Annotated in this window: 13 protein-coding genes; 12 read left to right on the plus strand and 1 reads right to left on the minus strand. The window is 59.1% G+C overall.

Translation table 11 applies throughout. The annotated features are described in order from the left end of the window. From CJ255_RS23315 to CJ255_RS03680, 11 genes are all read left to right on the plus strand, one after another. On the plus strand, positions 1 to 2,481 hold a 2,481-nt coding region (locus CJ255_RS23315; protein ID WP_281257175.1), incomplete at its 5' end, for a LamG-like jellyroll fold domain-containing protein. Between the two features lie 45 nt (positions 2,482 to 2,526). After that, positions 2,527 to 2,844, plus strand: coding sequence for a hypothetical protein (locus CJ255_RS03635; RefSeq protein WP_097642737.1), 318 nt, complete (start codon positions 2,527 to 2,529; stop codon positions 2,842 to 2,844). After that, on the plus strand, positions 2,837 to 3,538 hold the full coding sequence (locus CJ255_RS03640; protein WP_097642738.1) for an SDR family NAD(P)-dependent oxidoreductase: 702 nt from the start codon (positions 2,837 to 2,839) through the stop codon (positions 3,536 to 3,538). The genes CJ255_RS03635 and CJ255_RS03640 overlap by 8 nt, the downstream gene beginning before the upstream one ends. Next, positions 3,538 to 4,881: a long-chain fatty acid--CoA ligase gene (locus CJ255_RS03645; protein WP_097642739.1), complete on the plus strand. Its 1,344-nt coding sequence runs from the start codon at positions 3,538 to 3,540 to the stop codon at positions 4,879 to 4,881. Before CJ255_RS03640 ends, CJ255_RS03645 begins: the two co-directional genes overlap by 1 nt. A gap of 313 nt (positions 4,882 to 5,194) precedes the next feature. Next, on the plus strand, positions 5,195 to 6,652 hold the full coding sequence (locus tag CJ255_RS03650; protein ID WP_245863161.1) for a polysaccharide deacetylase family protein: 1,458 nt from the start codon (positions 5,195 to 5,197) through the stop codon (positions 6,650 to 6,652). Positions 6,653 to 6,806: 154 nt separating this feature from the next. Continuing rightward, positions 6,807 to 7,772 carry an acyltransferase gene (locus CJ255_RS03655; protein ID WP_097642740.1) on the plus strand — a complete coding sequence of 322 codons (966 nt, stop codon included), beginning with the start codon at positions 6,807 to 6,809 and terminating at the stop codon, positions 7,770 to 7,772. A gap of 155 nt (positions 7,773 to 7,927) precedes the next feature. Then, the gene (gene wecB, locus CJ255_RS03660) at positions 7,928 to 9,016 is read left to right on the plus strand and encodes a non-hydrolyzing UDP-N-acetylglucosamine 2-epimerase (RefSeq protein WP_097642741.1); all 1,089 of its coding nucleotides are present in this window, start codon (positions 7,928 to 7,930) and stop codon (positions 9,014 to 9,016) included. A 205-nt stretch (positions 9,017 to 9,221) separates the two neighbouring features. Next, the gene (gene pyk / locus CJ255_RS03665; protein WP_097642742.1) at positions 9,222 to 10,655 is read left to right on the plus strand and encodes a pyruvate kinase; all 1,434 of its coding nucleotides are present in this window, start codon (positions 9,222 to 9,224) and stop codon (positions 10,653 to 10,655) included. Positions 10,656 to 10,697: 42 nt separating this feature from the next. Then, positions 10,698 to 11,288 (plus strand): CDP-diacylglycerol--glycerol-3-phosphate 3-phosphatidyltransferase, encoded by a 591-nt coding sequence (gene pgsA / locus CJ255_RS03670; RefSeq protein ID WP_097642743.1) that lies wholly within the window; start codon positions 10,698 to 10,700, stop codon positions 11,286 to 11,288. A gap of 232 nt (positions 11,289 to 11,520) precedes the next feature. Further along, positions 11,521 to 11,733, plus strand: coding sequence for a heavy-metal-associated domain-containing protein (locus tag CJ255_RS03675; RefSeq protein ID WP_097642744.1), 213 nt, complete (start codon positions 11,521 to 11,523; stop codon positions 11,731 to 11,733). A gap of 236 nt (positions 11,734 to 11,969) precedes the next feature. After that, positions 11,970 to 14,321, plus strand: coding sequence for a heavy metal translocating P-type ATPase (locus CJ255_RS03680; protein ID WP_097642745.1), 2,352 nt, complete (start codon positions 11,970 to 11,972; stop codon positions 14,319 to 14,321). 206 nt (positions 14,322 to 14,527) lie between these two features. Here CJ255_RS03680 and CJ255_RS03685 read toward each other — a convergent pair whose 3' ends face one another. Then, positions 14,528 to 15,907 (minus strand): M14 family metallopeptidase, encoded by a 1,380-nt coding sequence (locus tag CJ255_RS03685; protein WP_245863162.1) that lies wholly within the window; start codon positions 15,905 to 15,907, stop codon positions 14,528 to 14,530. A 534-nt stretch (positions 15,908 to 16,441) separates the two neighbouring features. On the opposite strand from CJ255_RS03685, the gene CJ255_RS03690 reads away from it, so the two are divergent. Further along, a complete protein-coding gene (locus CJ255_RS03690) occupies positions 16,442 to 16,837 on the plus strand; it encodes a hypothetical protein (RefSeq protein WP_097642746.1) in 396 nt (131 codons plus the stop codon). Positions 16,838 to 16,850: the final 13 nt, after the last annotated feature.

Here is a 16,850-nt window from a genome sequence, read left to right on the forward strand (position 1 = left end):
CCGACGGCGACGCCCACCGACACCCCCACCCCCACTGACACCCCGACGGCGACGCCCACCGACACCCCCACCCCCACTGACACCCCGACGGCGACGCCCACCGACACCCCCACCCCCACCGAGACCCCAACGGCGACGGCAACGGAGACCTCCACCCCCACCGAGACCTCCACCCCCACCGAGACCTCCACCCCCACGGAGACCCCAACCCCCACCGCCACCTCGGATGCCACCCCCACCCCGGTGCCACCACCGCCGCTGGGGGCGCAGCCATGGCTGCCAGTGCCCAATCCGGCCTGCGCCCATCTTGGTGGAGCGATCTTTGCTATTGTTGGCCTGAACTGCGGTGGTACGGGTACGAGTTTCGATGTGACCGAGATCTTCCCGCCCCAGGTGTTGCGCGACGAGGCGACTACTACTCGCCCCTGTGAGGATGGGCGTACCAACGGCCTCTGTTACCGCATGTGGTATGTAGGTACTGGCCCCGAACCCTCCTTTGAACGAGCCATTGGCCACGCCGTCTCGGCGGATGGCCTAACCTGGCAGCGGGTTGTTGGCCCCTTAGCCGGTGGCGCAGTCTTCCGGGCTTCGGATGTGGCGGGAACCTTCGACCGCGACGGTGTCTCGACCATGAGTATCATCCGTGTGGGCGAAACCTACCGCATGTGGTACACCGGATTCAGCGAACCCAGCACCATTGCGGGACTTGGACTTGCCGAGTCAACCGATGGGGTTACCTGGACACGGGTGGCTGGATCGGCGGGCGGGAATGCGGTACTACGCCATTCGGGTGAAAGCGGTCAGTTCGACTCGGTCTACATCGTTGCGCCGAGTGTCATCCTCGACCAAGCCAGCCCTGAGTTGCCCTGCGAAGATGGACGCACCGATGGCGATCCCTGCTACCGCATGTGGTACGAAGGTATTGGCGATGGCTACCGCTTCAGCATTAGCCTCGCGCTCTCGCCCGATGGCGTGAATTGGACACGGGCCGGTTCACTACCCAATGGCTCCACGACGGTGCCAGGGCCAACTGGAACCTTTGATGAGAATAATCTTGGTGTTCCTACCGTGATCAAAGATGGCGCGATCTTCCGCATGTGGTATGAGGCAGTTAACTTTGGTTCGGTCTATACGACGGGCTACATGGTCTCGACCGACGGAATCAACTGGACACGCGCTGATCCCAACCTGCCTGTTTGGACGGGCGCAAACGACTCGATTGACGCTGGCGGATTCGACTACCTCTGGGCGGTGCGGGCGCTCAAGGAGGGTTCAAGCTATCGCCTCTACTACACCACTAGCACGCGGCCCGAGTCGACGCGCTTCGGGTTGGCGATGATGACGCCGGGAACGCCACTGGCTGATGTAAGCGTTGATTACAGCCTTGGTACCTATACGCTCAACTTCAGTAGTGAGGCTATCCCCAATGGTGGCAGCGTGCTGATCACATTGCCTCCCAGCATCCCCTTTGGCAACGTCACGGCGGGGAGCTTCAGCGGCTTTGGCACAGGGGCAACGCTGGTCGCCGATCCGGCGGCAGTGACTGATGCATACTCTGGTGGCAACGCCCGTGGTGCTCTACTGATGCGGCTGCCCAATGGCGCACCGGCAGGCACCAAGAGCATCACCTTCAGCCTTGCGGGTGACGTGCCCACTGGCACTACTGCGCTAATTCAAGTCTTCAGCACCAACGAGGTGATTGGTTACAGCGAAGTGGCCCTACCTAGCTTTAGCGGCCCCACCAACACGCCCGGCCCTTCGCCTACCCCAACCAACACGCTTACACCGACCAACACGCCGCTGCCGCCTACCCCAACCAACACGCCGCTGCCGCCTACCCCAACCAACACCCCCATTCCTGGCAGCAACTATGCGCTCATCTTTGATAGCACCGATAGCCTAGAGGGTGTTGCGATCAGTGGGCTGAATGGCAGCCAGACGATTGAACTCTGGGTGCGGCCCAGTGTTGCTGAGCAGGATGGAGTGATCGTCGCCACCAGCGCAGATACAGATAGCGGTTGGTCGCTCGAACTCAACGGTGGTCAGGCCACGTGGTGGATGCTCAACAATAGCAACAGTTGGCAAAGTGTACAGCATCCAACCGCACTCACTATCAATAGTTGGAATCATATCGCTCTAAGCTACAACGTCAGCACCAACATGGGTCAACTCTTTGTGAATGGCGTCGCTGGGCCACAGGTTGGTGTTGGCGGCATCACGGTTGGCCCTAACCTCGTTGTTGGCGGGCTTGAGCCCTACGGCTTCTTCACCGGCCAATTGGACGAACTACGCATCTCTGATGTGGTACGCTACACTGAAACCTTCACGCCCCCAAGTGCTCCCTTCGATGGGGATGGCAATACCCGCGCCCTCTTTGGCTTCGATGAGGGGAGTGGCCAGACCACGAGCGACCGCTCTGGCAATGGCTATAGCCTGACGCTTGATGATCCCAGTTGGGTGGATTCGGATCTCTTTAACTAGAACTGGAGAAGATTTCACCACCTCCCTACCTGAAAGACACCTTCTATGCCCCTGCCCACACCTGAGACCCTACTTCAGATCGTACTCGATGGCCTGCGCGAAGCGATTGAGTTGAGCGAACGGCCTATGCCAGCGCAACTTGAGGCAAGCACGAGCTTGATTGGTAAGCAGGCGGTACTCGATTCGCTTGCCCTAGTGACCCTGATTGTTGATCTGGAACAGCGTTTGGAAGAGGAATTTGAGGTGGCCTTGACCCTTGCCGACGACCGGGCGATGTCGCAGCAGCATAGTCCTTTCCGTACGGTTGGTTCACTGGCGGAGTATATTGGGATGCTGCTGGCTGAGGAGTTGGCCCATGGCTGATCAGGTTGTGCTGATTACCGGGACGCGCAAGGGCATTGGGCGCTACCTTGTGGAGCATTATGTGCGCCAGGGGGCTATTGTGGCGGGCTGTAGCCGTGAGTTGCCCGATTGGACACTTGAGGGCTATACCCACCACCAGGCCGATGTGACCGATGAGCGCCAGGTGCGGGCGCTCTGTTCCGCTATTCAACGCCGCCATGGTCGCCTCGATGTGGTAATCAACAATGCCGGCATCGCCTCGATGAACCATGCGCTACTCGTGCCGAGTGCGACCCTCACGCGCATTCTCGCCACCAATGTCGTCGGCAGCTTCCTTGTCTGCCGCGAGGCGGCCAAGGTGATGCGGCGGCACAACTATGGCCGTATCGTCAACTTTAGTACCATTGCTGTCCCACTGCGGCTTGAGGGCGAAGCGATCTACGCCGCCTCCAAGAGCGCCGTTGAGACGCTGACGCGCATTTTGGCCAAAGAGTTGGCCCCCTTTGGCATTACGGTCAATGCACTCGGCCCAACCCCTATCGAGACCGATCTCATCCGTGGTGTGCCGCACGACAAAATTCAGCAGATTGTGGATCAACTAGCCATTCGGCGCCTCGGTACCTTTGCCGATGTGTCCAACGTGCTTGATTTCTTCATACGCCCCGAAAGTGATTACATCACCGGCCAGGTGATCTACTTGGGTGGAGGTGGCTAATGTCAGCCTCATGGCTCCTCGAACGCATGGCCCAGTGGCCCGACCGGGCCGCAATTGTTTGGCAGGGCCAGCAGTATACCTATGGTGAGCTTTTGGCCCGTGTGCAGCACTGGAACCATGAGCTCGATCAGCATGAGGTGGCCCCTGGTCAGGTTGTGGCGATTGAGGGCGACTATTCGCCCAATGCGGTGAGCCTCATGCTGGCGCTGGTGCATCGCGGGACGATTGTTGTCCCGTTGACCGATTCGGTCGCTGCGCAGCGTGATGAGTTCCTGCAGATCGCTGAGGTGCAGGTGGTGATCCGCTTCGATGCCAGTGATGGTTGGCAGCTTGAACGCCTACCTGTCCAGGTGAGCAATGCGCTTACCCAAGGGCTGATCGCCAGCGGCAATCCCGGCCTCGTCCTCTTCTCTTCGGGATCCACCGGCAAGAGCAAAGCGGCGCTGCACAATTTTACCCCGCTGCTGGAGAAGTTCAAACTGCCGCGCCATGCCCGCGTGACGCTTACGTTCCTGCTGCTCGATCATATCGGTGGCATCAATACCCTCTTCTACACCCTGGCCAATGGCGGCACTGTTGTTGCCGTGCCCTCGCGTGACCCGGAGTTAGTCTGTGCGGCGATTGCGAGCCAACGGGTGCAGACCCTGCCCACCTCGCCCACCTTCCTCAACCTGTTGCTCATCTCGGAAGCCTATGTGCGCCACGATCTCTCATCGCTCGAACTGATTACCTATGGTACCGAGGTGATGCCGCAGAGTACGTTGCAACGTTTGCACGAAATCTTCCCCAAGGTGCAACTGCTGCAAACCTATGGCCTCTCGGAGTTGGGCATTCTGCGTTCCAAATCGAAAGACTCCAACTCGCTCTGGGTGAAGGTGGGGGGCGAAGGCTTTGAGACCAAGATTGTGGATGGCGTCCTCTGGGTGCGCGCCCAATCGGCGATGCTCGGCTACCTCAACGCCCCCAGCCCCTTCGATGCTGAGGGTTGGATGAACACGCAGGACATGGTGGAAGTGGATGGCGAATACATCCGCATCCTGGGGCGGCGCAGCGAAATCATCAACGTCGGCGGCCAGAAGGTCTACCCCGCCGAAGTGGAGAGTGTGCTGCTCCAGATGCCCAACGTGCGCGATGCCGCCGTGGTGGGCGAAGCGAACCCAATTACCGGCCAGATTGTCAGTGTGCGCTGCAACCTCTTTGAACCCGAAGAGCTCAACGCCTTCAAGCGGCGCTTGCGCGCCTTCTGCCGCGAACGCCTGGCCCCCTACAAGATTCCGACGCGCATTGAGCTTACCGAGCAGGAACAGCATAGTGCGCGCTTTAAGAAGATGCGTAAGGGGTGATCTCAGGGATGAGGGATGCGGGATGCGAAGGACGAAGGGCGAAGGGCGAATAGGCACTAAGAGGCTGTCTGAAAAGTCTATCAACTGGCGTTGGAGTGCCGGCTTTAGCCGGCTAAAGCCGGCACTCCAACGTGTGCCACATCGTGTAAAACGACCCTGAGGCCCTTTTCAGACAGCTTCTAATACCAATTGCCGTTGAATATACCGCATAGCAGATTATGTCAGACCGCATTGCAATGAGATATACCCTGCTTGTCACTCGTCACTCATCACTCGTAACTGGTATAAGACGCCGAAGGGTGCTAGGAGATACATGTTGCCGCCACAATTAACTCTAGCTATCGACCCGGCCCTCGCCGACTTCCGGCCTGAAATTGCCTATACATGGCGTACACTGCTGGCTGGGCTGGGGTATGCTTGGCAGGAGGTGGCTTGGCAGGGGCCAAGGCCCGATCTGGCCTATGCGCTTGATCCGGCACATGCTCCGGCGGCCCGTCTGGTCGTGCGTGCCCATGCGAGCCAATGGGCCCAGCCCGCCGCCCAACGGCTGGTTGGGGTTGAACAGAGCAACGGCTGGGAGCGTCCGCGCTTTGCGGTGGAGCCGAGTTTTGGCCCGCCCCAAAGCATCCAGTCGGGTCGCTGCATCATTGAGCGCGACCTGCTCTTTGACTGCTTTTGGCTGCTCAGTGGCCAAGAGGAGCAGCAGCATCCCCGTGGGAAGCATGGCTACCTTGATCTGACTGGCACGCCCACGCTTGCTCACGGCGTGCTTCGTTTGGGCCTTGCCAGCGCCATAGCAAGTGGCTTTGGTCAGATGTTGCGTGCCTTGGGCTATCCGCCAGGGCTGGCGCGCTGGCCCTTTGGGGCGAATTTGGCCGCTACCTGTGGCCACGATGTGGACTACCCGGAGATCATTCGTTGGATCGAACCGCTCCGCATCCTCGCCCGCCAAGGTCGGCGCGGGTTGCGTCCTGCCGTTGAGGTTGCACTGGGCCAACATAGCCACTGGCATTTTCGCTCATGGATGGAGTTGGAACGGCAGTACAATGCCCGTTCGGCCTTCTTCTTTGTGGCCCGTAAGGGCTCGCTGCTTGAGTATGCCAGCGGCCTGCCCGATCCGTTCTATGATATTCACCGGCCCAGCTTTCGCGCCCTCTTCCGCGAGTTGGCTGCTGAGGGCTGGGAGCTTGGCCTACACGCGAGCTATTTGGCCTACACCAGTGCTAGTAAGTTCGCAGCCGAGCGTGAGGCGCTGGCGAGGGCGAGTGGGCAGCCGATCAAGGGCAACCGCCACCACTACTGGCACCTCGACCCCACCAATCCTGAAGCGACGCTGCTGCTCCACGAGCAGGTGGGTTTTCACTACGATGCCTCGTTGACCCACAACCGCTACCTGGGCTGGCGGCGCGGCAGCAACTGGCCCTTCTACCCATGGCACGCTGGTCAACGCCGCGCCCTAGAGACATTGCAATTGCCAACGGCCTGGATGGACGACCATCTCTTTGGGCAGCGCCAAGACAACCCTGGTGATCGCATGCTCTTGCTGAGTGGCCTCGTGCAGCGCACGGCGGCCCATGGTGGTATGCTGTTGGTTGATGTTCACGACTACGTCTATGACGATGCGCTCTTTCCGGGCTGGGCCGCGACCTACCGCAAGCTCTGGGCTGATCTCTTCCAGCGCAAAGATGTCTGGTTCGCTACACCGGGCGCAATTGCTGACCATTGGCGAGTGCGCCAGGCCATGATCGAGCGGGTGAGCCAAGGGCTGTGATGCGGCGAGGAGAGATGCAGAGAATTTCACCACAGAGACACAGAGAACACAGAGAGGGATGTGACATTCCTGCTATTCCAACCTCTGTGTCCTCGGTGCCTCTGTGGTGAAATTCTCTGTACCTCTTGCCACCTCCCGTCTGCTGAGCATATCAATGTTTCCTACCAAAACCCTCCTCTTCATCATCCTCTTCATCCTACCACCGCCGCTCAAACCCTGGTTTCTGCGCTATTGCTGCGGGGCGCAGGTGGGGCGGCATGTACGTATCGGTTGGTTCACGAGCCTGATGGGCCGTCAGATTACGCTGGAAGACTATAGTGAAATTCGGGCGCTTACGTTGATCCGTTGTGACGGGGCGATCAGTTTGGGGCGCTACGGGCTGATCAGTAGCTTCAATTTGGTCTATGGTGCTGCCGGGCTGCATGTGGGTGAACATAGCTACATTGGGCCGCAGTCGCTGATCAATACTGAAGAAGATGTACGCATTGGGCGTTGGAGCGCCCTCGGTGCCCGTTCAATGATCTATACCCACGGCTCCTTTCTGCCCTTTACCGAGGGCTACTGGGTACGCTTCGCACCGGTCACCGTGGGCGACTATGTCTGGTGTGCGGCGGGGGTCTTTTTGCAGCCTGGTGCAGAGATTGGCGACAACAGCTTTGTCAATTCGCGCTCGGTGGTGAGTGGCAGCCTACCAGCGGGGAGCATCGCCGAGGGCAACCCGGCGCAAATCGTGGGCCAGATGGAGCGCATGCGCCGCACGATGAGTCCGCGCCGCTTGGATGCCGCCGCTGCACAGATGCTGCGCCACTTTGCCGATCTGGTACTCAAGCAGAGTTGGGGGGTGCAAGTTGAGCAGCAAGGCGGCAATCTACGCATGCACTATCGTGGGCAAACTTACCGCATCATGCTTGCCCCCAGCCATGGTGACGCACCAACAATCCCAAACGACGCCACGCGCACCATCTGGCTGATCAGCCGCCCGGCCTGGCGGCCAGCCAACAGCAGCCACTGGCTCGATCTCACCCGCAACGAGATGATAAGTGACCCTGATCCGGTCTATCAGGAATTAGCCCTGTTTTTGAAGCGCTACTATGGGGTGCAACTGGAGTTTGTTGGGTAAGGGAAGGTTTCATGCCACTTTACAGTTTGGCCTCCGACGGAGTGCCGACTTTAGTCGGCTGAGGTCGCCGACAACCTCTGGATGCCGACTAAAGTCGGCACTCCAACTGTAAAGCTGAAAGGCTGTTTCTGAAACCATCCCTAAAGGAAAAATCTATGCCAAAAGTCCTCACCATCCTGGGCACACGCCCGGAGATTATCAAGCTTTCGCCGCTGATTCCGTTGCTCGTTGAGCGCTGCAACCATGTGCTGGTACATTCGGGGCAGCACTACTCCTACGATGTGGACGCCATCTTCTTTCAGGAACTGAACCTGCCTGCGCCGCACCATGCTTTGGGGGTTGGCTCGGCCAGCCATGGTGAACAGACGGCACGCATTCTGGCGCGGCTCGAGCCGATTCTCTTCAGCGAGCAGCCCGATGCGGTGCTGGTGCAGGGTGACACGAATACCACCTTGGGGGGGGCGCTCTGCGCGAGTAAACTTGGCATTCCGGTGGTGCATCTCGAGGCGGGCGGGCGCTCTTTCAACCGCGCCATGCCCGAAGAGCAGAATCGCATTATTGTGGATCATATCTCGGCCCTGCTGCTCGCCGCTGATGCGATTGCCACCACCAACTTACGTAACGAGGGCTTGCCTGAAGCGAGCATTGCCACTATTGGCTCGACCGCGATTGATGCGGTGCTACGCAACCGCGAGCATGCCCAAAACTCGACCATTCTGGAGCAGTTTGAACTACGCGAACAGGACTACCTCTTGCTCACGCTGCACCGCGCCGAGAATACGATTCCTAGCGTGCTGCCCGGCATGGTTGAGGCGCTCAACGAACTTGCCGAAGCGTACACCATCGTCTTCCCGGTTCATCCGCGCACCGATGCAGCACTCAAGCAGCAGGGCTTGACGCTCTCGCCCAAATTGTGCCTGAGCAAGCCACTAGGCTACCTCGACACCCTGCGGCTGATCGGCAGTGCCACCGCCGTCCTTACCGATTCTGGTGGCTTACAGGAAGAGGCGGGCGTATTGCAGACCCCCCTGCTCATTACGCGCAACGAGACCGAGTGGCGCTACTTGGTAGACGCTGGCTCGGCGGTGCTGATTGGCAATCGCAAAGCGGACATGCTCGCTGGTGCTGCCACCTGGCTCGCCCCGGCGGGCCTCGCGCAATTGCGTGCCCACCCCGCCCCCGTGCAGGCCGGTGCCGCCGAACAAGCCGCAGAGGCAATTCTGAAACTCATAGCCCGCGCTTGACAGACCTGCGGAGCCTGCTACACTTGCCCTCTGGGATGCGTGAGGCGAAGCGATGGAGAGGCGAAGCGGAGAGGCGAAGCCGTGGAGATTTCGCGTCCTCGCGTCCTCGCGCCTTCGCGTCCTCGCGTCCTCGCGTCCTCGCGTCCTCGCGTCCTCGCGTCCTCACAAACTGTAAAGTGTCTTGAAACCTTCCCTGAGGAGTTTTATGCGGCGTACAAAGATCGTGGCTACACTTGGGCCTGCGAGCAGTAGCCCCGAACGGATTGCGGGTTTGATCCGTGCCGGTATGAATATCGTGCGTCTCAATTTTTCCCACGGAAGTCATGCCGACCACGCGCAACTGATTGCCGATGTGCGCCGGGCTGCCGCTGAGGCGGGACGACCAATTGCGATTTTGCAAGACCTGCAAGGCCCCAAGATTCGCACCGGCCCGCTGCTTGAAGGGCAACCCGTTGAGTTGCTGGTGGGGCAACGTTTTACCCTAACGACCGAAGCGGTAGCGGGGACGGTTGAGCGGGTGAGTACGACCTATCAGGATCTTCCGCACGATGTGCGTACCCGTGACCGGATTTTGCTCTCTGATGGCTTGATTCAACTAGTTGTGGTCGAGCGCACTGCAACCGAAGTGATCACTGAGGTGGTTCACGGAGGGTGGTTGAAACCCAATCAGGGCATCAATCTGCCGGGGGTGCGCGTGAGTGCGGCGGCGGCGACGCCTAAAGATTTTGATGATCTGGCCTTTGGCTTGGCGCAGGGGGTAGATATTGTGGCCCTCTCGTTTGTCAGCCGGGCCGCCGATATTGTGGCGCTCAAGGAGGTTATTCGGCAGGCTGGACGGACTACTCCGGTGATTGCCAAGATCGAGCGCCCCGAAGCGCTCGAAGTGCTGCCCGAAATTCTGGCCGTTGCCGATGGGCTGATGGTTGCCCGTGGTGATCTCGGCGTCGAAATGGAACCCGAGCGCGTGCCTCTCGTGCAGAAGCAGTTGATTGATGCCGCGAATCGCGCTATGGTACCCGTGATTACCGCTACGCAGATGCTCGAATCGATGATCTACAACCCGCGCCCCACCCGCGCCGAAGCGAGCGATGTGGCCAACGCGATCATTGATGGCTCCGATGCGGTCATGCTCAGTGGCGAAACCGCCGCAGGCAGTTACCCGATTGAAGCGGTGCAGATGATGGCCCTGATTGCCGATGCGATTGAGGGACGGACGGCCTATAATGGGAGTGAAACCGCCAGTGCGAGTCCCCGTTGGGCCATTCCCGATGTTCACTCAACCCCGCGTGCCCTCGCCGATGCCGCATGTACGATTGCACGAACCCTGCCGGTGCGCGCAATCGCTGTCCTGACCCAGAGCGGCGCCAGCGCACGCATGGTCTCCCACTACCGCCCCCGCGTCCCGATTATTGCCCTCTGCCCCAGTGCAGAGACCGCCCGCCGTGCGAACCTCTACTGGGGTGTTCATCCAATCCAAATCCAGGTTGCCGACCGACTTGAAGATCTTGAGCGCCAGATCCAGCTTCTTCTCACCAACCAAGGGCTCATGCAGAGCGGCGATGCCCTCGTGCTTACTGGTGGCCACCCCATCTATCGCTATGGGCCAACCAACTTTCTGAAAGTATTGGTTATGGAGTAGAGCATGCGTAGGCATAGGCAATAGAGCAAAACGAGAGGCATTGTGCGTAGTCTTCCCAATCTCCTTGGTCTCTTCCGCATTGTTACAACACCGCTGCTCTTTGGGCTGATTTTGATGGCCGATCCGGTGGCCGATATGGCCGCGATTGCCCTGCTGCTCCTTATGGCGCTCAGCGATATAGCCGATGGCAAGATTGCCCGGCGTATGCAGGTGGTGTCACCCTTCGGCGTCTTTCTTGATACGATTAGCGACAAAATCTTTGTCGTTGGCGCTCTGCTGCCCATGGTGCAACTCGGGATGCTGCCTGGGTGGGTTGCCTTTGTGATCATTGTGCGCGAATTTGTCATCTCCGGGCTACGCTCCTTTGCCGCCGCCGAAGGGGTCGTTATTGCCGCAGGCAAACTTGGGAAGCAGAAATTGACCATCACGGTCACCGCGCTAATCTGGCGCTTGCTTGCGTCTAGTGCAGAACGGGGGGGCTTGATGGGAACTATGTTTGGTGGCATACTCGTGCCGCCCTTGCAACTCTGGCCCATCGTTATGGGCCTAGCCCTGATCTGGACAGTCGCCTCGGCACTGGAGTATCTGCGCCACGCTTGGCCGCTCCTGCGCCGCAGTTGGGAGCCGAGGTAAATTAGAAAGTAGGGTGTAGGAAGCAGGAAGTAGGATGTAGGGAGCAGGAAGCAGGAAGCAGGAAACAGGAAACAGGAAGCAGGAAACAGGAAGCAGGAAGCAGGGTGCATCCTGATGCTTTCAGGCTATTTCCTATTTCCTATTTCCTATTTCCCATTTCCTATTTTCTACGTACTAAGTGGTACAATGAATCACAAGCGACTGCCCAGACCTGAATAAGCAAAGGATCATCATGCAGACCAAGCAGTATACCGTGCCCGCGATCTCGTGCCAACATTGTGTGCGTGCTGTTACCGAAGAGGTGCAGAAGCTTGCAGGCGTGCAAGCCGTGCGCGTTGATCTCCCCACCAAGGTTGTGACGGTTGAACATAGCGATGCTTGTAGCTCCGCTGCGATTGTTGCTGCGATTAACGAAGCGGGCTACGATGAGGTTGTGCAACATTGAGGCGTGAGGCGGAGAGGCGGAGGCAGAGGTACAGAGAATTTTACCACAGAGGCACCGAGAACACAGAGGATAATTAAGAAGCTGTCTGAAAAGTCGAGGGGCACAAGCTGGAGTGCCGGCTTTAGCCGGCACTCCAACGCCAGTTCACAGAATTTCCAGATAGCCTCTAAGATGCTTCTGTTCCCCTGTTCCTCTGTTCCTCTGCTACTCCCCTGTTCTTCCTAGAATTAAAGACCATGAAGGATCAAGAGTTAACCCTGCCCATCACTGGCATGACCTGCGCCTCATGCTCGGCGCGGGTCGAGAAGGTACTGCGGAAACAGCCGGGGGTGTTGTCGGCCCAAGTGAATTTGGCGAGCGAACAGGCTACGGTCGTCTATGAGCCAACAAGTGTGGGCTATGCCGAGTTGAAGGCCGCAGTTGAGGCGGCGGGCTATGGCGTGATTGAGGCGACAGGCCACGATCCGGCAGAAGCTGAGGATGTCGAAGCGGCGGCCCGCGCCCACGAGTTGGCCCATAAGCGCCACCAGTTGCTGGTGGCAATTGTCTGTGGCTTGCCCCTGTTTGTGTTAGCCATGAGCCGCGATTTTGGCTTTTTGGCCCCCTGGATGGTGCCTGCCGGTGCGGCGATGCTTGAGCAAATGCATGGCGCTTCGATGGCTATGATGATGGAAAAGGTGCCCGCTCGCTATGATCTGCTCAATTGGCTCTTCCTGCTGCTCGCCACGCCTGTGCAGTTCTACAGTGGGGCCGATTTCTACCGCAATGCCTGGAAGGCGCTCAAGGCCCGTACCGCCAATATGGATTCGCTGATTGCTATGGGGACTTCGGCGGCCTATTTCTATAGTCTGGCCCTCCTGCTCACTAGTGCGCCCGGTCATGTCTACTTCGAGACCGCTGCGGTGATTATTGCCCTTGTGCTCGTCGGTAAGTACATGGAGTCGCGGGCGAAAAGCCAGACGAGTGCGGCAATTAAGACCCTGATTGGGCTGCAACCCAAGACGGCCCGTGTGGTGCGTGGCGGCCAAGAAGTAGATGTGCCGGTGGCTGATGTGAGCGTGGGCGAAATCGTAGTCGTTCGTCCTGGCGAGAAGATTCCTGTGGATGGAGTCATTGTTGAGGGTAGCTCCAGCGTTGATGAGAGTATGCTCACCGGCGAGAGTATGCCGGTCGAGAAGCACTCCGGCGATACGGTCGTGGGGGCGAGCATCAACCGCAGTGGTAGCTTCCAACTACGGGCTACGCGGGTGGGGCGCGAAACCGCCCTGGCCCAGATTATTCGCCTGGTGCAAGAGGCGCAAGGCAGCCGCGCCCCCGTACAGCGCCTCGTTGATTATGTGGCGAGCATCTTTGTGCCAGCAGTGATTCTCTTTGCTACCGCCACCTTCCTCGTCTGGTTGTTCTTGGGCGGGGTTGGCTTGACCAAGGCGCTCATCTTTGCTGTGGCCGTCTTGGTGATCGCCTGTCCCTGTGCCCTCGGCTTGGCCACCCCCACGGCCATTATGGTTGGCACAGGGGTTGGGGCAACACGCGGGATTCTGATCAAGAACGCCGAGAGTCTTGAGCGGGCGAGTGCCTTGCAGACGGTGATCCTCGATAAGACCGGCACGATTACCGAGGGCAAGCCTGCCGTCACCGATGTGGTACCACTGCAATCTGTGGGTGCTACGCCGCAGACGCTGCTGGTAGGCGGCAATGGCGGGACTGGTGAACCGCTTGCGCCCGATGCTTGGCTGCTCTACCTCGCTGCCAGCGCCGAGAGCCGCAGTGAACATCCCTTGGGCGAGGCCATTGTGCGTGCCGCCCAAGCCCAAGGCTTAAGCCTGAGTCGTCCGACACGCTTCAATGCGATCACGGGGGCGGGCATCGAGGCTGAAGTGGATGGCCACGCGCTGCTAGTCGGCACACCACGGCTGATGGCCGAACGCGGTGTGGCTTTGGGTCCCCTGGCAGCCGACATTGAGCGCCTGCAGGCCGAAGGTAAAACGGCGATGCTGGTGGCCGCCGATGGCGCAGTTCTGGGGGTACTCGCGGTTGCCGATACGGTACGGCCTACCTCGGCGGCAGCCATTGCAGCCCTCCGTGCCCAAGGGATTGAAGTGGCCATGCTGACGGGCGACAACGAGCGTACCGCTGCCGCGATTGCCCAGCAGGTCGGGGTGGATCGCGTGCTGGCCGAAGTGCGCCCCGAAGATAAAGCCAACGAAGTCCGACGGCTCCAGAGCGAAGGCCGCGTGGTTGCCATGGTTGGCGACGGCATCAACGATGCTCCGGCCCTGGCCCAGGCAGATGTGGGCATTGCCATTGGCACAGGCACCGACGTTGCAATAGAGGCGGCGGCTGTGACCCTGATGCGCGGCGATCTCAACGGCGTGCCCCAAGCAATTGGCCTCAGCAAAGCAACCATGCGAACCATCCGCTGGAACCTCTTCTGGGCCTTTATCTACAATGTCATGCTCATCCCCGTGGCCGCCGGTGTCTTCTACCCCTTCACCGGCTTGCAGCTCGACCCCATGCTCGCTGCGGGGGCTATGGCTTTCAGTTCGGTCTTTGTGGTGAGCAATTCGCTGCGCTTGCGGAGGTTTTGAGAGGTACAAAGCTATTTGTTAGCGCGAAGAAGCCCTGGGCCGCGCCGCTGGCGCGGTGGTTTCGACAGGCTCAACCACCGAGCCAGCGGCGCGGTGGCTTCGACAGGCTCAACCACCGAGCCAGCGGCGCGGTGGCTGAGCTTGTCGAAGCCACCTCTGTGTCCTCGGTGCCTCTGTGGTGAAAACTCTGTATCTCTTCTCGACTCTCACCGCACCATTTGGGCTGCGTTGGGTTGCTGCAACTCCTCTAGGGCCAGTGTACGCACGCCCAGGGGTTTGAGCTGGACGCCCGTTTCTGCAGTGTAGCTGAAGAGGGCACGTTCAAAATATTGGAGCGTGCGCGGCTGCTCAGAGTTGCTGTTGTCTTGGAAAGGGTGGGAGAGGGGCAAGCCAAAGACGGTTAGCCCGCCACCACGCAGCCAGAAGCTGCGCATGTTGCCATTGATGCTGTAGCCGGTTTCGGGGAAAAAGATGCCTTCGCTTGGTGGCTGCTCATGGGGCGTGCGCGCCCCTGCGCCACCATAGGCTAGCCCTTCGGCTGCCGCTACGCCCAGTGGTTCGGGTTGGACGTAGAGCAGCGTATCGCGTTGAGCATGCTGTAGGCCAATGCGGACATGCTGGAACGTCTGGCTGACGCCGGTCGCGCTGCTGCGGGCCGGTTCGATGGGCACGCCGAAACGCTCTTCGCCGCCGAGGGCGCGCCAGTAGCGGTAGATGGTTGCGGGGACAGGCACGCCCGCTACTTCGCCATCTTCGGGCAAGGGGAGCAGTTCATCGGCTTGGTCTAGGACGGCACTGAGTGCTGCAAGATTCTCCTCAAACTCGATCTGGTCGCCAGTGACCAATTCTGGCGTAATTGCAGCAATACCCAGACCACCGGCCCAATCATGCATCCCGCCGGTAATATGGTAGAACGGCCAGTAGCGGCTATAGTTGTAGCCCGCAGCTTCAGCATAGACCTCAGCGAGGCGAATGGAGGGTTGGTGTTCACATGCAGCGGGGAAGACCAAGCCGGCATTGGAGTGCAGAAAGATCGCCCCGGCAGCATCAATCAGGAAAGCGCGCACCAGTTGCGATTCGACCTGTGAATCGGGGTAGGGGCCACCTGTATCGGAGATAAAGCCATAGGCCCCTTGCACGGTGATCTGCCAATCATTTTCCGGGCAGGCGTCAATGTTGGTGTTCATGTTGCGATTGAGGTCAACCCCAGCCGCATCGAAGCGCCAACCGATAGCCATGCCATCGGGATTCACCGTGGGAATAAGAAAGAGACGCACCGAATCTGGCACCAACTCAGGGTGGGCGCGCAGATGCTCAATCAAAGCCAGCGTCAGACGGTAGGTATTGGCCTCGGGCGCACCATGGGTATTGCCAACAACCACGAGCTTGCGTGGGCCAGTGCCAAACTGCACGGCACTAATCGGACGGCCTTGGGCCGAATAGCCAACAATGAATTCACGCGGCGCAGCAGCCGTTGCGCTGGCCTGCGGTACCGGAGCGGCAGCAAACACAAAGCCGCCTAGCAGCAGCATAAGCAGGCTGCACATGAGCAGCAGGTTGCGTAGAGGGGCAGCATGGTGAACCATGGGGAATACTTTCTGGTATAGGCATCTCTTTGCTCAGGGAAGGTTTCAGAAAGGGGTTTTCAGCTTTACCGTCGTAGTGCCAACTTTAGTCGGCATCCGAGGGCTGCCTGTGACCTCAGCCGACTAAAGTCGGCACTACCTAATAGCGCATAAAGTGTCCTAAAACCATCCCTATAGGGTAACACTATACCATAGTGACAACGAAACCACGTATCGTTCCAGAGAAAACGCACAAGACCCGGCGTTTTACGCCGGGTCTTGCCGAGTACGTGTCCCCGTGCTCTGTCGTGCCTCGCCGAACAACGCTCAGAGCTTCGGTTTCTGTTTCATCCGGCCTGCCCCCGCCGGATGCTGAATTTATCTTAGCGTATTTTTTGGCCTTTTGCAATGGTTCTTTGGGGTGAACACGTACTACTACCACTAGCAAATAGAGCCAATATGACGAATTTTTGCCCAAAAGCGTAACTTTTCGCCCCTTGCAACGGTACATGAGTAAGGAACCTTTTTTTGCCCCTGTGGGAAAGGAGTTGTACCGTGCGTTGTCGTCACTTTACCCTACGTCGCCACCCCCGTTATGCCCAGGAGGATGCCGATCAGTTGAACGAATTTTTGCGCCAAGTGAGTGTCTATACTGTGCAGAGTAGCAATAGCGAAGCAGGCTGCTGGTCGGTCCTGGTCTTCTATGAAGAGGGTAATGATCCAGAGCGCCCGGTGAATATGGATGCAGGACAGGCGGACTCTGAGCTACTCAGCAGCGAAGAGCAGCAGACCTACGCGCAACTCCAGACGTGGCGCAAACAGCGGGCGCAACTCAAGGAGTGTCCTGCCGATTTTTTGGTTGACGATAGCACCTTGAACACGATTGCCCGCAACTATATGTCGCCTGCATTGGCCGGGAAGTTGGCCCGTGAAGGGGATAGCGAGAACTAGTTGGCTGATCTGG

The organism is Candidatus Viridilinea mediisalina, assembly GCF_002532535.1.
GTDB lineage: Bacteria > Chloroflexota > Chloroflexia > Chloroflexales > Chloroflexaceae > Viridilinea > Viridilinea mediisalina.